A 13,095-nucleotide genomic window follows, 5' to 3' on the forward strand; every position below is an offset into this window, starting at 1 on the left:
GCTCAGATCCGCTCGATGATACGGTCCCCGAATAGCCCCTGCGGGCGCACCAGGAGGACCAGGAGGGCGACGACATAGGCAAACCAGTGCTCGATCCCGCCGCCGACGGAAGGACCGAGATAGACCTCGGCCAGCTTCTCTCCGGCGCCGATGAGCAGGCCGCCGACGATGGCGCCGGGGATGGAGGTGAGGCCGCCGACGATGATGACCGGCAAGGCCTTGAGCGCCACGTAGACGAGGGAGAACTGCACCCCCACCTTCGAGCCCCAAACCGCCGCCGCGGCGATGGCGACGAAGCCGGCCACCATCCACACGATGAACCACACCCGCGTCAGGGGAATGCCCACCGACTGCGCCGCCGCATGGTCGTCGGCCACGGCACGCAGGGCACGGCCCACCTGTGTCTTCTGAAAGAAGACGGCCAGCGCCACCACCAGCAGGGCCGCGAGCACGGCCGACCACAGATCTAACTGGTTCAGCAGGATCCCGCCGTCGAACACACTCTCCAGCACGAACAGGCTGTCGCGCGGCAGGCCGATGTCGAGCTTGTAGACCTGGGCCCCGAAGATCTGCTGGCCCAGGCCCTCCAGCACGAAGGTGATACCGATGGTGGCCATGAACAGCGTCAGTGCGGTCTGGTTCACGAGCTTGCGCAGGGCGAAGCGCTCCACCGCCCAGGCGATGCCGGTCATCAGCGCGCCCGCGAACGCGATGGCGAGCATCAGCGCCAACCAGAACGGCACCTGTGTCTCGAGCCAGCCGAGGGCCCGCACCAAGGCGAGCCCGGCGACCAGCACCATGGCCCCCTGGGCGAAGTTGAACACGCCGGAGGCCTTGAATATCAGCACGAACCCGAGCGCCACCAGGGCGTAGAGAATGCCCGAGAGCAGCCCGGAGGCGAGCACCTCGAAAAAGAAGCCGACCTTGGCCGGATCGAACCCGAGCATCATGCTCCTCCCCGGCCGAGATAGGCGTCGATGACGCGCGGGTCGCTCTTGACCTCGGCCGGCGTGCCGTCGGCGATCTTGCAGCCGTGGTCGAGCACGACGATGCGGTCGGACAGGTTCATCACCACGCCGATGTCGTGCTCGATCAGGGTGATGGTGGTGCCGTAGGTCTGGTTCACCTCGAGGATGAAGCGGCTCATGTCTTCCTTCTCCTCCAGGTTCATGCCCGCCATGGGTTCGTCGAGCAGGAGAAGCCGCGGTTCCATGGCCAGCGCCCGCCCCAGTTCCACCCTCTTCTGCAGCCCGTAGGGCAGCTTGCCCACCGGCACCTTGCGGATGGCCTGGATCTCGAGGAAGTCGATGATCTCCTCCACCTTGCGGCGGTGCTCGATCTCCTCGCGCATGGCCGGGCCAACGCGCACCAGCTGGCCGAGGATGCTGCTGCGGATCTTCAGCGCGCGCCCGGTCATGATGTTGTCGAGCGTGGTCATGCCCTTGAAGAGCGCCACGTTCTGGAAGGTGCGGGCGATGCCGCGCCGGGCCGCGAACCAAGGGCGGGTCTGGGTGCGGCGCTCGCCGTCGAGCACGATGTAGCCGGAGGTGGGACGGTAGAAGCCGTTGATGCAGTTGAGCATCGAGGTCTTGCCGGCGCCGTTCGGGCCGATGATGGCGAGGATCTCGCCCGACCGGATGTCGAACGAGACATCGTTCAGCGCCCGGACCCCGCCGAAGCTGAGGCTGACGCGCTGGATCTCCAGCAGCGGCGCGGTGGCGGCGATGCTGCGCGCGATGGGCGCGGGGGCGGCGCGGGCGGCCGATGCCGCTCCTGCGGCGGCCGTCGAGGAGAAGAGCGCCGTCATGCTGCCAATGTCTCGCGCTGGTGAGGGTGCGGGCCCCGATCGTCGACCTCGGCGAGGGTGAGCGTGGCCTCGATGCGTCCCTTGCGGCCATCCTCGAACGTGACTTCGGTGCTCACGAAGCATTCGCGGGCATTGTCGTAGAGGGTGGCGACAAGGCCGGCATACTTCTCCTGCACGAAGGCGCGGCGCACCTTGCGTGTGCGCGTCAGCTCGCCGTCATCGGCATCGAGCTCCTTGTGCAGGATGACGAAGCGGGTAATGGCCGCGCCCGCCATGGCGGGCTCCGCCGCGAGATCACGGTTCACCTGGCGGATGTGGCCGCGGATGATGTCGTAGACCTGCGGCAGCGCTGCCAGTTCCTGGTAGGAGCCGTAGCTCACGCCGTTGCGCTCCGCCCAGTTGCCGAGCGCGGTGAGGTCGATGTTGATGAAGGCGGCAACGAAGTCGCGCCCGTCGCCGAAGGCCACGGCCTCCTTGATATTGGGAAAGAACTTCAGCTTGTTCTCGATATATTTGGGCGCGAACAGGGTTCCGTCGGTGAGCCGGCCCACGTCTTTGGCGCGGTCGATGATGCGCAGGTGCCCGTCCTGGCCGATGAAGCCGGCGTCGCCCGTGCGCACGAATCCGTCCAGGGTCAGGGTCTCCGCGGTGCGGACGGGATCGCCGAGATATTCCACGAACTGGCCCGGCGAGCGGAACTGCACCTCGCCGCTCTCGACGATGCGAATCTCCACCCCCGGCGCCGCCGGCCCCACCGTATCGGAGCGGATCTGCCCGTCGGGCTGGGCCGAGATGTAGAGGAAGGCTTCCGTCTGGCCGTAGAACTGCTTCAGGTTCACGCCGATGGAGCGGTAGAAGGCGAACAGGTCCGGCCCGATGGCCTCGCCCGCCGTATAGGCGACCTTGATGCGCGAGAAGCCGAGCACGTTCTTGACCGGGCCGTAGATCAGGATCTCGCCGAGGGCATAGAGCAGGCGGCCATGCGGCGGCACGTCGGTCCGGCGGTTCAGGATCGGCTCGCCCCAGCGGCGCGCCACATTCATGAAGCGGTCGAACAACCAGCGCTTGGCGCGGCCCGCATCCTCCATGGAGATCATGATGCGGGTAAGCAGCTCCTCGAGCACCCGCGGCGGGGCGAAATAGAAGGTGGGGCCGATCTCGAAGATGTCGATAGCCACCGTTTCCGGCTCTTCCGGGCAGGACATGCAGAAGCCGGCAACGAAGGCCTGGGCATAGTTGAGATAGTGGTCGCCGGCCCAGGCGATGGGCAGATAGGCGAGCACCTCGTCGGTCTCGTCGAGGCGGTCCGCCGCCACCGTCTGACGGGCGGCGCTGATGGCCCGCTCGGAGGAGATGACAGCCCCCTTCGGCCGACCGGTGGTGCCGGACGTATAGAGGATGATCGAGGTGTCGCCGCCCCCGGTGCGGGCGACTAAGTCGGTGAAGGCGCGGCCGAGGCCTGCGCCGGCAGTCTCCTGCCGGCCGGAGGCCATGATCGCGTCGAGGCTGGTGAGCGCGCAGGCCTCGCAGACATAATCGCGCATGCCGCGGGGCTCGTCATAGGCGATGAGCCGGAGCGCCGGCAGCTCGGGGAGCACGGACAGGAGCTTGTCCACCTGCTCCTGGTCCTCGACGATGGCGGCGGTGACTTCCGCATGGGCGAGCAGGTAAGCCATCTCCTGGGCTACCGCGTCCGGATAGAGCGGAACCGGCACGGCGCCCACGCACTGAGCGGCGAGGATGCTCCAGTAAAGGCGCGAGCGATTGACGCCGATGACCGCCACGCGCTGGCCGGGCGCGATGCCCGCCACCTTCAGGCCGAGGGACAGCGCCTCGATCTCACGGGTGAGGTCGGCCCAGGTCCAGGTCTTCCAGATTCCGTATCGCTTCTCCCGCATGGCGGGGCGGGCCGGGCGGCGGGCGGCATTGTCGAGCAGCAGCTTGGGAAAGGTGTCTGCGGCGTAGGTGTCGGCCACCTTGCATCCTCCCTCGACCTTCCTTGGATTTTGGATGGTCTTTCAACCATCGGAGGGGAGCCTAGCAGCGGCCATCGAACTAAACAAGTGTTCAATCAGCTTGTCGGCGACGAACGCTGTTGGCTGCCCCATTTGCTCCAGCTTGGCCGTTCTCCCGGCGGGCTCTGGCGACTGCACGGAGGGCGCTGGGAGGCGTCGCCAGGCCGGTGGGTCCGGCGGAGGTAAAGAAGGAACGCCAGGTTACCTCTCGGCCGGCACGCGGCCCATCAGGGCCGAGCCGCAGGCAGGCGCCTTTCGAGGGGCGATTGCCCGTTGCGTGTTCGAGTGCAGGCGTCCGCCGGGCGCTGGCGCGTTGGCGGGGTGACCGGGGCGCCTTCGCGATCGCCGGCCGCCGGCCGCCGGTGCTCAGCGCATGTCGATGATGGCGCGGCCGTCCGGGGCCAGGGTGCCCGGGGGCACGAGCAGGACCTCGCCGCCGAGCTTGGTGATGTCCCTCAGCGCCTGCGCGATGGCCTGCTCCAGGCCAGCACCGGCGCTCGCGCATTCCGCCTCGAGCCGCAGGGCGTCCTGCTCCCGTGCGCGAAGGACCACGAGACGCACATTGGCGAGCTCGGGAAACCTCAAAGCGAGCTCGGCCACCTGCGAGGGGTGGACGAACATGCCCTTCACCTTGGCGCTCTGGTCGGCGCGGCCCAGCCAGCCCGCGAGCCGCTGATTGGTCCTGCCGCACGGGGAAAGGCCGGGCTTGACGGCCGAGAGGTCTCCGGTGGACAGGCGGATCATCGGGTAGTCGGCGTCGAAGCGCGTGACCACCACCTCGCCCACCGCTCCCGGCTCCACGGGCGTGCCGGTGGAGGGATCGACGATTTCGACGAGGCGCTCCTCGTTGAGGACCAAGCCGTCGTCCGGCACGGTCTCGTAGGCGATCAGCCCGACATCGGCGCAGGCGTATCCCTGAAGGACCGAAACACCGCGGGCCGACAGCAACGCCCGCAGGGAGGAGGGAAGCGCCGCGCCGGAGACAAACCCTTTCGTCAACGTCCGCGTGCTCTTGCCCAATTCCGCGGCCCGGTCGAGCAGCAGCTTCAGAAAATCGGGCGTGCCGAGATAACAGGTGGCGCCGTAGCGGCAGATGGCTTCCACCTGCTGGTCGGTGTTGCCGACGCCGCCCGCAATGACGGCGGCACCGATGGCGTGCATGCCGCTCTCGACGAACCGGGCGCCCGGAGTGAGGTGGTGGGAAAAGCAGTTGATGGCGATGTCGCCCCGCCGCATGCCGGCGGCATGGAGGCCGCGGGCGGTTCCCCACCAGTCGGGACCATGGCCTTCCGGCTCCGCCACCGGTCCCGGGGAAAGAAATAGGCGTTTGAAGGAGGAGACCGGCGCGCAGGCGAGCCCACCCAGCGGGGGGCATTCCGCCTGGAGCCGCATCAGGTCCGCCTTGCGCAGGACCGGCAGGCACGCGAGCGCCTGCCGGTCCCTCACGCCGCCCGGATCGATGCCTGCGAGGTGGCGGCGCCAGCCGGGGGCCTGCATGGCGCGCGCGACAAGGCCGGGGAGCCGGCCGAGGAGGTCCCACTCCCGCGCTTCGGGATCCATGACCTCCCGGGCGGTGAAATAGATGTCGGAAATCACCGGCTGTTCCAGTGCCGTCATGCTGGCGTCGCCCCGTCTCAGGTTGCCGGACCGATGGGCATGTGGTCCGCGATGGTGCGGGAGTGGCCGCGGAACTCGGCGACCACCTTACCGGTGGCGCCGTTGACCACGGCACAGTCATAGATGGCGGTGCGGGCGGTGCGGGCGCGCTCGCTGGCGCGGGCGATCAGCCGATCGCCGGGCTGCACGGGCCTCAGGAAAGCGATGCTGCAGGTCTGGGCCACCGATTGCTGGCCCCGGCTGTTGCAGGCGATGGAAAGAGCCGCGTCGGCCAGGGTGAACAGCACACCGCCATGGCAGGTGCCAAAGGCGTTGAGCGCCACCGGGGGCACCGTCATCGCCAGCTCGGCCGCGCCCGGACCGGCGGCGACGAGCTCGAAGCCGAAGGCACCGGCCGGCCGGTCGCCCGACAGCATGAACCGCGCCCAGCGCCACGCCTCGGCGGCCGGGTCCTCCGCGCGATCGGCGGGCGCGTTCATCCGGCCCTCCGATCGGCCTTCTGCGGAACCGCGACAGGAAGTGGAACGCCACCGGCCTGCGCCTCCATAGCGGCGCGCGCGGCCGTGTCGATGTCGATCTCGCCTCGCGCCGCCCGCGCAAGCGTTTCGAGGAAGGCCGCATCGTCCCAGGCGAGAATGCGGCGCCGCATCTCCCCTGCCGCGCCTTCGGCGACGAGGCGGCGGATGCGGGTGCGCCGCCGGGCGGCCGCATCTTCCGGCCGCAAGGTCGCGCAGGCGTCCACCGCGGCGAGCAGCTCCGCCACGCCGCGGTCCTCGCTGGCGATGGTCTCCAGCACCGGGACGTCCGCCTCACCCTCCCGCCGCAGGCTCAGCATGGCCTTGAGCTGCCGGACCGTGCGGGGCGCAAGCGGCAGGTCAGCCTTGTTCACCACCAGGATGCTGGCGATCTCCAATATGCCGGCTTTGATGGCCTGCACGTCATCGCCGAGGCCGGGCGCGTTCACAACGATGCGCACCGCCGCCACGTCCACGATCTCCACCTCCGACTGGCCGGCGCCCACGGTCTCGATCACGATGGCGTCGCGGCCCGCGGCGTCGAGCACGTCCACTACATGATGGATGCTCCGCGAGAGCCCCCCGAGATGTCCGCGCGAGGCGATGGAGCGGATGAAGACGCCCGGATCGTCCGTGTGGCGGCCCATGCGAATGCGATCGCCAAGCACCGCCCCGCCCGAAAGGGGGCTCGAGGGGTCCACCGCCACCACCCCCACCGTACGGCCGCTCTTGCGCAGCTCGGCCACGAAGGCGTCCACCAGCGTCGACTTGCCGGCGCCGGGGGGGCCGGTGAAGCCGATCGTAAGCGCCCGTCCCGTCGCCGGCAGGATGGCGGCGTGAAGCGCGGCGGCGGCGCTGCCGCCTTCCTCCATGAGACTGATGGCCCGCGCCACCGCGCGGGGATCGCCGGCGCGCAGCCGCTGCGCCAGCGGGATCGGGGACGGGGACGGGGCCATGGCGATCCTGTCAGGCGATGATTAGGGGATGGCCGAAGCCCAGCTCGCGGCGCAGGCAGCCCACCATCTCGCCATGGGTCACGCCGGCCTCGGCCGCCTCCACCACCTTCTCGAACACGTTCTCGCGCTCGCTGTTGGCGGCCCGCGCCAGCGCGTCGAGGGCGCGTGCCACCGCGTCCTGGCTGCGTTCGCGCTTGAATGCCTTGAAGCGTTCCACATGCCGCTCCATGGCCGCGGGGTCCGGGCGCTCGGCGGGCGGAATGGTCGGGTCTTCCTCGACCTGATAGCAGTTGACGCCAACGATCTTGCGCTCGCCTGTCTCCAGCTGCTCCTGGAAGGCGAGCGCGGATTCGCCGATCATGGTCTGCACCAGCCCGACCTCGGCCGCCTTGTACATGCCTCCGGCCGCGTCGATCCGCGCAATCACTGCCTCGATCTCCGCCTCCATCTGGTCGGTCAGCCGCTCCACGTAATAAGAACCGCCGAGGGGATCGATCACGGCGCAGAGCTGCGCCTCGTCGCGCAGGATGTTCTGGGTGGCCACGGCAATGCGCGCCGTCTCCTCGCTGGGGCAGGCGATGGCCTCGTCATAGGCATCCGTGTGCATGGACTGAAGCCCACTGAGGATGCCGGCCATGGCCTGGACCGAGACGCGGGCGATGTTGTTCAAGGGTTGCTGCTGGGTGAGATCGACGCCCGAGGTCTGGCCGTGGAACTTGAAGCGCCAGCAGGCGGGGTCCTTCGCGCCGAGCCGCTCCCGGGCGATCCGCGCCCAGATGCGTCGGCCGGCGCGAAACTTGGCGATCTCCTCGAAGAAGGAGATCGAAATATCGAAGAAGAAGGTAAAGCGGCGCAGGACGTCGTCCACGTCCATGCCGCGCTCGATGCAGTCCTGCGCGTACTGGATCGCCGAGGACAAGGTGAAGCCCATGGTCTCGGCGGGCGTCGCTCCGGCCTGCTGCATGTGCTGGCCGACTACCGACAGGGGATTCCAGTTCGGCAACGCGCGCCGGCAGAATTCGATGTGGTCCAGCAGCACCCGCCGCGACCCCGGCAGGGACAGCCGGTAGAACTGGTGGTTGGCGATGAAATGGGAAATATAGTCGCTCTGGTTCGAGGTGCCGGTGATGCTGCGCCAGTCGATGCCGCGGCGGCGCGCCACCCCCAGGGTGAAGGCCAGAAGCGTGAACGGGGAAGGATCGTTCATGGCCGTCGAGATGGTGCCGAGGGGCACCCCGTCGAGCGCCGCATCCATGTGGTCGGTGGTGTTCACCACCGTGCCGCAGGTGCCGAGCAGCACCGGGTCCACCTCGTCGCAATCGATGCCGCGGAAGCCCGAGCAGCACGGCAGGAGACTGATGGCGGTGGCGCCCGCATCAATGATGCGGCGGACCCGGACATTGTAATCCTGCGGCGTGCCGAGGCCGATGAGCTGGCGCTGGGTCCAGGTGCGGCCGCGATGCATGGATGGATAGATGCCGCGCGTGAAGGGGTATTGGCCAGGAAAGCCGAGATCATCCAGATAGCGCTCGCCCGCCCAGTCGCGCGGCGAATAGAGCGGCTGAACCTCAATGCCGGAGCGGTTGCGGACCGGCTTCTCGCCGGCCACCTGGCGGGAATAGTCAGAGCGCCACTGGCCAGAGGCCTGCTCGAACCCCGGGAGTGGAAGTTGCACCGCGGCCTGGTTCATGGGTTTGCCTCCGAATAGTCATCGACACGCTCCGCGCGCGACTTCTGGCCGAGGGCCGTCACGCACTCCACGATCTCCTCGCGCGCGGCGCCCGGACCGAACACCCGGCTGACGCCGGCCGCGGCGAGCGCCGACTGCTCCGCTTCCGGCACGATGCCGCCCACCACGACACCCACGTGACCGAGCCCCGCGGCGCGCAGCGCCTCCATCATTTTCGGGACGATCAGGTGGTCGGTGGCCAGCGAGCTGATGCCGATGACGTCTACGTCCTCTTCAGTGGCGAGCTTCACGACACCCGGGATGGTCTGCCAGGGTGGCGTGTAGATCACTTCCATGCCGGCGTCGCGCAGATAGGCGGCAACGATCCGGCTGCCGCGATCGTGCCCGTCGAGGCCGATCTTGGTGACGAGGACACGGAGGGGCCGCGTGCCGGCATGGATCATTTCTTGCTCGTCCTTCGTGTGGGCTGGATGCCGAACGAGGCGACCATCTCATCGACGACAGGGTCGAGGCCGCCGATGGAGCCGCGATACCAGACCGGGGTCCAGTTCAGAGCGCCGATGAGCAGCAGCCGCATCAGCTTGGGATTGCGGCCCTGAGGAAGATGGAGGCCGTCGATCAGCGCGCGGAAGCGCTCCTCATAGCGCTCGCGCTGGCGCTTCAACTCTTCCGTCGCTTCCGGCACATCCTCGGGCAGCACGCGGACGATGACGCGCGCATAGGCGCTCTCATCGAGGATGGATTCAAGGTGGGCCTGGATGGCGCAGCGGAAGCGCTTCACCGGATCGTACTCCTCCGCGATCGCCTCATCGAAGTGGCGGATGATGCGATCCACGCCTTCCTGATAGACGGCCACGAGCAGCGCATGCTTGGTCGCCACATGGAAGTAGACCGCTCCCGGCGTGACGTTCGCGACACGCGCGATGTCCCGCATGGCGGTGGCGTGGTAGCCGCGCTCGGCGAAGAAGATGGCCGCGGCGTCCAGCAAGGCAGGCCAGCGGCTTGGTTGACGTTTCGAAGCTGTCGAGGTCAAGACATCACCTATCTAACTAAACGATCGTTTAGCATTCTTCGGATGAAGGTGCAAGCCCGTCCTATTCATGACGACCACGGATTTTGCCGGCCATCGCCTGGCGCATGATTTCGGGCGCACGCCATCGTCGGATTTTTCACCGTCTGACGAACCGTACTTGGGGGCGTTGGTGCACGGATGCGACATGCGGCGCAATGGGGTCTTTGATATCGTCCTCTATGCGCTGCAGCGAACCGAGTGCAGGCGTGCACAGGCGAGCATGCGGTTGAGGACTGCACAACCGATGGCAACCTCCGTCTGCTGGGCGGCAAAGAAGCGGGCTCGCAGACGTCGGCCGATCAGCGCGTAACTGGAGCAAATTCCGGGGCGAAGGGGCTTTTCAGGAAGTGGGGGTCGTGATTCACGATTTCCATGTCGGAACGAGACGCTGATACGGTCAGGGACCGGCCGGTTGGGGCGCTTCGCGATCTTGTCGTGGAGCTTCTTTCCGAGGTTCGGAGCCTTCGTGACGAGAATGCCGGCCTGAAGACGGAGCTTGCGTCGGCGAAGGCAGAGAACCGGGATCTCAAGGACGAGATCGCCGCGCTGAAGGGGCTGCCGCCCCGGCCGAAGTTCAAGACGTCGAAGCCTTCGGGCATGGAGAAGGCGACAGGGCCGTCGCGCGGCAAGGGCAAGCGCCGCCGGCGCGGTGGCAAGCGGGACGGCAATCAGGTGAGCCGGGAGGTGGTCGTTCCGGCGGAGGTGCCGGCAGGATCGCGCTTCAAGGGGTACGAGACGATCCTGGTTCGCGACCTGGTGCTGGTCACCGAGGTCGTGCGGTATCGCCGCGAGCGCTGGGTAACGCCGGCGGGGGGGAGGGTGGTAGCGCCGCTGCCGCCGGGGATCGTCGGCGGCTGGGGTGCGAACCTGCGGCGCTTCATCCTCGCCTGCCACGTGCAGGGACAGGTGACGACGGAGCGGCTGACGGCTCTTCTGACCGGGATCGGCATCGCCATCTCCAAGCGCCAGGTCGTGCGACTGATAGCGGATCACGTGGACGAGTTCGTGAGCGAGGATCGCGACGTGCTTCGCGCGGGCCTTGCGACGGCACAGTGGGTGACGGTGGATGACACCTCCGCACGCCACGCCCACGCGGACGGCTACACCACGCAGATCGGCGACGATCGCTTCACGGCCTTCCGCACCGGTGCCTCGAAGTCGCGCGCGGCGTTCCTGGACACGCTTCGCGCCGGTCACGGCGAGCATGTCGTGAACAAGGAGGCGCTGGCCTACATGCGCGGGCGCAATCTGGCGGGACCGGTCATCGATCGTCTCGAGGCCGCACTGCAGAAGATCTTCGCGGACGGGGCCGCATGGCAGGCGCACCTGACGGCGCTGGGCATCGACCAGCTCGGCGTGACGCCGGACCCGGTACGGATCGCCACCGAAGGTGCGTTGTGGGGCGCCATCCATCACCACGGCCTGCTGGGCGACACGGCGATCGTCTCCGATGGCGCCGGCCAGTTCCGCGTCGGCGAGCACGCGCTGTGTTGGGTGCATGCGGAGAGGCTCGTCCACAAGCTGGTGCCGGCAACGCCGCAGCAGCGACAGTCGGTCGAGCTGGTGCGTCAGCTGATCTGGTGGTTCTATCGAGACCTGAAGGCTTGGCAGAAGGATCCGTGCAAGAGATGCGCTGCGGCCCTGCGCGCCCGATTCGACCCCGCATCTTCCGGCCACGAACCGGATACAACCTGCTCGACCGGCTCCTGGCGCGGCTTCATCGCCGAAAACCCGAACTGCTGCGGGTTCTGGAGCGCCCCGAGATCCCGTTGCATACCAATGGCTCGGAGAACGACATCCGCGCCTTCGTCACCAAGCGCAAGATCTCCGGCGGCACGATGAGCGACGCCGGACGGCAGGCGCGGGACGTCTTCCTCGGCCTCATGAAGACCTGAATGAAGCTCGGCGTCTCGTTCTTCGCCTATCTCGGCGATCGGCTCGGCATCAACCCACAGGCCTCAATCCCACCCCTGCCAGATCTCATCCGGCAGGCCGCTCGACCGTAGCCGCCCCGGAATCTGCTCCGGTTACGATCAGCGCCTTATAACGCCCAATAGCCGTTTCGATCAGAGCACGTTTTCCACCCCCACCTCGGGGGCTCTCGAAGCGGCTCAGGTTGCCGATCTCGCTGACGAAGGTCACCGCCACAATGAGGTCGACGCCCCGCAAGGCTTGGAGTGCCTGGGATGGAAGCCTTTGGGATGAAGACGGCTTGCTGGCTTCAGCGCAGCCAACAGCCCGGCCCGCAGGGCGACGCCCTTCCCTTCTCGCCTCAGAACAACCGGGGATCGAGCGAGAAGGGCACCTCGCCGATGATGCGAACTTCGGCCGCAGTCGGATGGCTGTGGTTGATCAGCACGTTCAGGTCGGGAGAGCCGACGATCGGTACGATCGCCGAGGGAACGCGCAGCAGCAAGGAGGCGCGCGCCTCATGCCAGGTATCGCCCCTCTCTTGGCTCCAGGCCTCGTGCCGCCGCCAATCGGTCGGGAGACCTTCCAACGGTACGTCTTCAATTTCGACAGTGTCGGGGATCTCATAGGTGACCATGACCAGCTCCGGCAGGAGCGCGGGATCCTCCACATGGACCAGCTTTTCGAGGACGCAGAGCGCGGGCGATGTCGCGCAATAGGTGACGGCATGCCCCACGGTGTTCCAGCGGCCGTCGAAATGCAGGCCATAGCCGCCGTCCAGCGCCTGCGCATGCTGCCGGCCCGACAGGCGCCAGAGCCGCATCAGGCGGCCGCGCCCCAGGCGATCTTGCCGAGGATGGTCTCGATCACGCGCGCGCCGGCCTCGGTCTGCGCCACGACGAGCGGCGTCTCGCCGCCGAGCTCGGTGAGCGGGCGGCGCAGCCAACGGTTGGCCTTCTCCTGATCACCAAAGGTCTGCTCGGCCAGGGACTGCACGCGCAGGAGGCGCACGGCCCGGTCCGATTCATCGACCGTCAGCGGCTGCTGCTTGTCGGCGCGATGGCGGCGGGTGCGCTGCGGGATCACGAATCTCTCGATCTCCTGCTCGCTCATGCCCGCCTGGCTGAGCCCACGAAGAGCCGACAGGGGAAGCCTGTTGCGGACGGCGAGAGCCAGGTCGGCCTGCGAGCGCACGACCGTGCCGAGCACGCTCTGGCCTCCCAGCTTGCGGGCAACCTCCACGACTATGGCAATCGACATGAGAGCCTCCTTGCAGTCAACGGCAATACGCCTTAGACATATGCGGCATATTGCCGGAGAGCAAGAGCAGCTTTCTTCAGCAGGATTGTCCCCGAGGGATTTCAAAGGCATGGGCGGGGCCGTCGGAATACTCGCATGCCGCTGCACAAGGAAGGGGCCGGACGCCGTCGTCACCGCAGCACAGCGCAGAGGAACCCCCGGTCGGGGGCCCGCGATGCCGGCATCGCGGGGTGGCCCGCGGGGTTGACGGCA

The 13,095-nt window shown here is 67.8% G+C and carries 11 protein-coding genes and 3 pseudogenes; 1 reads left to right on the top strand and 13 read right to left on the bottom strand.

All coding sequences use genetic code 11. From position 1 onward, the window contains the following. Positions 1–2: 2 nt before the first annotated feature. The 10 genes and pseudogenes from ABLE93_RS23645 to ABLE93_RS23690 form a co-directional block, all read right to left on the bottom strand. On the bottom strand, positions 3–950 hold the full coding sequence (locus ABLE93_RS23645) for a branched-chain amino acid ABC transporter permease (protein WP_348842199.1): 948 nt from the start codon (positions 948–950) through the stop codon (positions 3–5). Continuing rightward, positions 947–1,807, bottom strand: a complete 861-nt coding sequence (locus tag ABLE93_RS23650; protein WP_348842200.1) for an ABC transporter ATP-binding protein — start codon at positions 1,805–1,807, stop codon at positions 947–949. Before ABLE93_RS23650 ends, ABLE93_RS23645 begins: the two co-directional genes overlap by 4 nt. Next, positions 1,804–3,783 (bottom strand): AMP-binding protein, encoded by a 1,980-nt coding sequence (locus ABLE93_RS23655; RefSeq protein WP_348842201.1) that lies wholly within the window; start codon positions 3,781–3,783, stop codon positions 1,804–1,806. The genes ABLE93_RS23650 and ABLE93_RS23655 overlap by 4 nt, the downstream gene beginning before the upstream one ends. A 405-nt stretch (positions 3,784–4,188) precedes the next feature. Beyond that, positions 4,189–5,439, bottom strand: coding sequence for a phenylacetate--CoA ligase family protein (locus ABLE93_RS23660; protein ID WP_348842202.1), 1,251 nt, complete (start codon positions 5,437–5,439; stop codon positions 4,189–4,191). A gap of 17 nt (positions 5,440–5,456) precedes the next feature. Further along, complete coding sequence (gene paaI, locus ABLE93_RS23665; protein WP_011993143.1) at positions 5,457–5,918, bottom strand: hydroxyphenylacetyl-CoA thioesterase PaaI; 462 nt, start codon at positions 5,916–5,918, stop codon at positions 5,457–5,459. After that, the gene (meaB, locus tag ABLE93_RS23670) at positions 5,915–6,910 is read right to left on the bottom strand and encodes a methylmalonyl Co-A mutase-associated GTPase MeaB (RefSeq protein WP_348842203.1); all 996 of its coding nucleotides are present in this window, start codon (positions 6,908–6,910) and stop codon (positions 5,915–5,917) included. The genes paaI and meaB overlap by 4 nt, the downstream gene beginning before the upstream one ends. A 10-nt stretch (positions 6,911–6,920) precedes the next feature. Next, positions 6,921–8,600, bottom strand: a complete 1,680-nt coding sequence (locus ABLE93_RS23675; RefSeq protein WP_348842204.1) for a pivalyl-CoA mutase large subunit — start codon at positions 8,598–8,600, stop codon at positions 6,921–6,923. Further along, positions 8,597–9,043: a pivalyl-CoA mutase small subunit gene (locus tag ABLE93_RS23680; protein WP_011993146.1), complete on the bottom strand. Its 447-nt coding sequence runs from the start codon at positions 9,041–9,043 to the stop codon at positions 8,597–8,599. Before ABLE93_RS23680 ends, ABLE93_RS23675 begins: the two co-directional genes overlap by 4 nt. Continuing rightward, positions 9,040–9,588, bottom strand: coding sequence for a TetR/AcrR family transcriptional regulator (locus ABLE93_RS23685; RefSeq protein WP_348842205.1), 549 nt, complete (start codon positions 9,586–9,588; stop codon positions 9,040–9,042). Before ABLE93_RS23685 ends, ABLE93_RS23680 begins: the two co-directional genes overlap by 4 nt. 261 nt (positions 9,589–9,849) lie before the next feature. After that, positions 9,850–9,975 (bottom strand): annotated as a pseudogene (locus tag ABLE93_RS23690) (IS5/IS1182 family transposase); the annotation flags it as partial. A gap of 69 nt (positions 9,976–10,044) precedes the next feature. Between ABLE93_RS23690 and ABLE93_RS27075 the strand changes: the two are divergent. After that, positions 10,045–11,678, top strand: a pseudogene (locus ABLE93_RS27075) (IS66 family transposase). Positions 11,679–11,763: 85 nt separating this feature from the next. Here ABLE93_RS27075 and ABLE93_RS23700 read toward each other — a convergent pair. From ABLE93_RS23700 to ABLE93_RS23710, 3 genes and pseudogenes are all read right to left on the bottom strand, one after another. Then, positions 11,764–11,856 (bottom strand): annotated as a pseudogene (locus ABLE93_RS23700) (transposase); the annotation flags it as partial. Positions 11,857–11,944: 88 nt separating this feature from the next. Next, a complete protein-coding gene (locus tag ABLE93_RS23705; protein ID WP_348842207.1) occupies positions 11,945–12,406 on the bottom strand; it encodes an RES family NAD+ phosphorylase in 462 nt (153 codons plus the stop codon). Next, complete coding sequence (locus ABLE93_RS23710; RefSeq protein WP_011993111.1) at positions 12,406–12,843, bottom strand: Xre family toxin-antitoxin system antitoxin; 438 nt, start codon at positions 12,841–12,843, stop codon at positions 12,406–12,408. Before ABLE93_RS23710 ends, ABLE93_RS23705 begins: the two co-directional genes overlap by 1 nt. Positions 12,844–13,095 lie beyond the last annotated feature (252 nt).

The organism is Xanthobacter pollutisoli, from assembly GCF_040044995.1.
GTDB lineage: Bacteria > Pseudomonadota > Alphaproteobacteria > Rhizobiales > Xanthobacteraceae > Xanthobacter.

Excerpts from the sequence above, each read along its gene's own strand:
- ABLE93_RS23645 (WP_348842199.1), bottom strand. The coding sequence starts at position 950 with ATGATGCTCGGGTTCGATCCGGCCAAGGTCGGCTTCTTTTTCGAGGTG.
- ABLE93_RS23650 (WP_348842200.1), bottom strand. The coding sequence starts at position 1,807 with ATGACGGCGCTCTTCTCCTCGACGGCCGCCGCAGGAGCGGCATCGGCC.
- ABLE93_RS23660 (WP_348842202.1), bottom strand. The coding sequence starts at position 5,439 with ATGACGGCACTGGAACAGCCGGTGATTTCCGACATCTATTTCACCGCC.
- paaI (WP_011993143.1), bottom strand. The coding sequence starts at position 5,918 with ATGAACGCGCCCGCCGATCGCGCGGAGGACCCGGCCGCCGAGGCGTGG.
- meaB (WP_348842203.1), bottom strand. The coding sequence starts at position 6,910 with ATGGCCCCGTCCCCGTCCCCGATCCCGCTGGCGCAGCGGCTGCGCGCC.
- ABLE93_RS23675 (WP_348842204.1), bottom strand. The coding sequence starts at position 8,600 with ATGAACCAGGCCGCGGTGCAACTTCCACTCCCGGGGTTCGAGCAGGCC.
- ABLE93_RS23680 (WP_011993146.1), bottom strand. The coding sequence starts at position 9,043 with ATGATCCATGCCGGCACGCGGCCCCTCCGTGTCCTCGTCACCAAGATC.
- ABLE93_RS23705 (WP_348842207.1), bottom strand. The coding sequence starts at position 12,406 with ATGCGGCTCTGGCGCCTGTCGGGCCGGCAGCATGCGCAGGCGCTGGAC.
- ABLE93_RS23710 (WP_011993111.1), bottom strand. The coding sequence starts at position 12,843 with ATGTCGATTGCCATAGTCGTGGAGGTTGCCCGCAAGCTGGGAGGCCAG.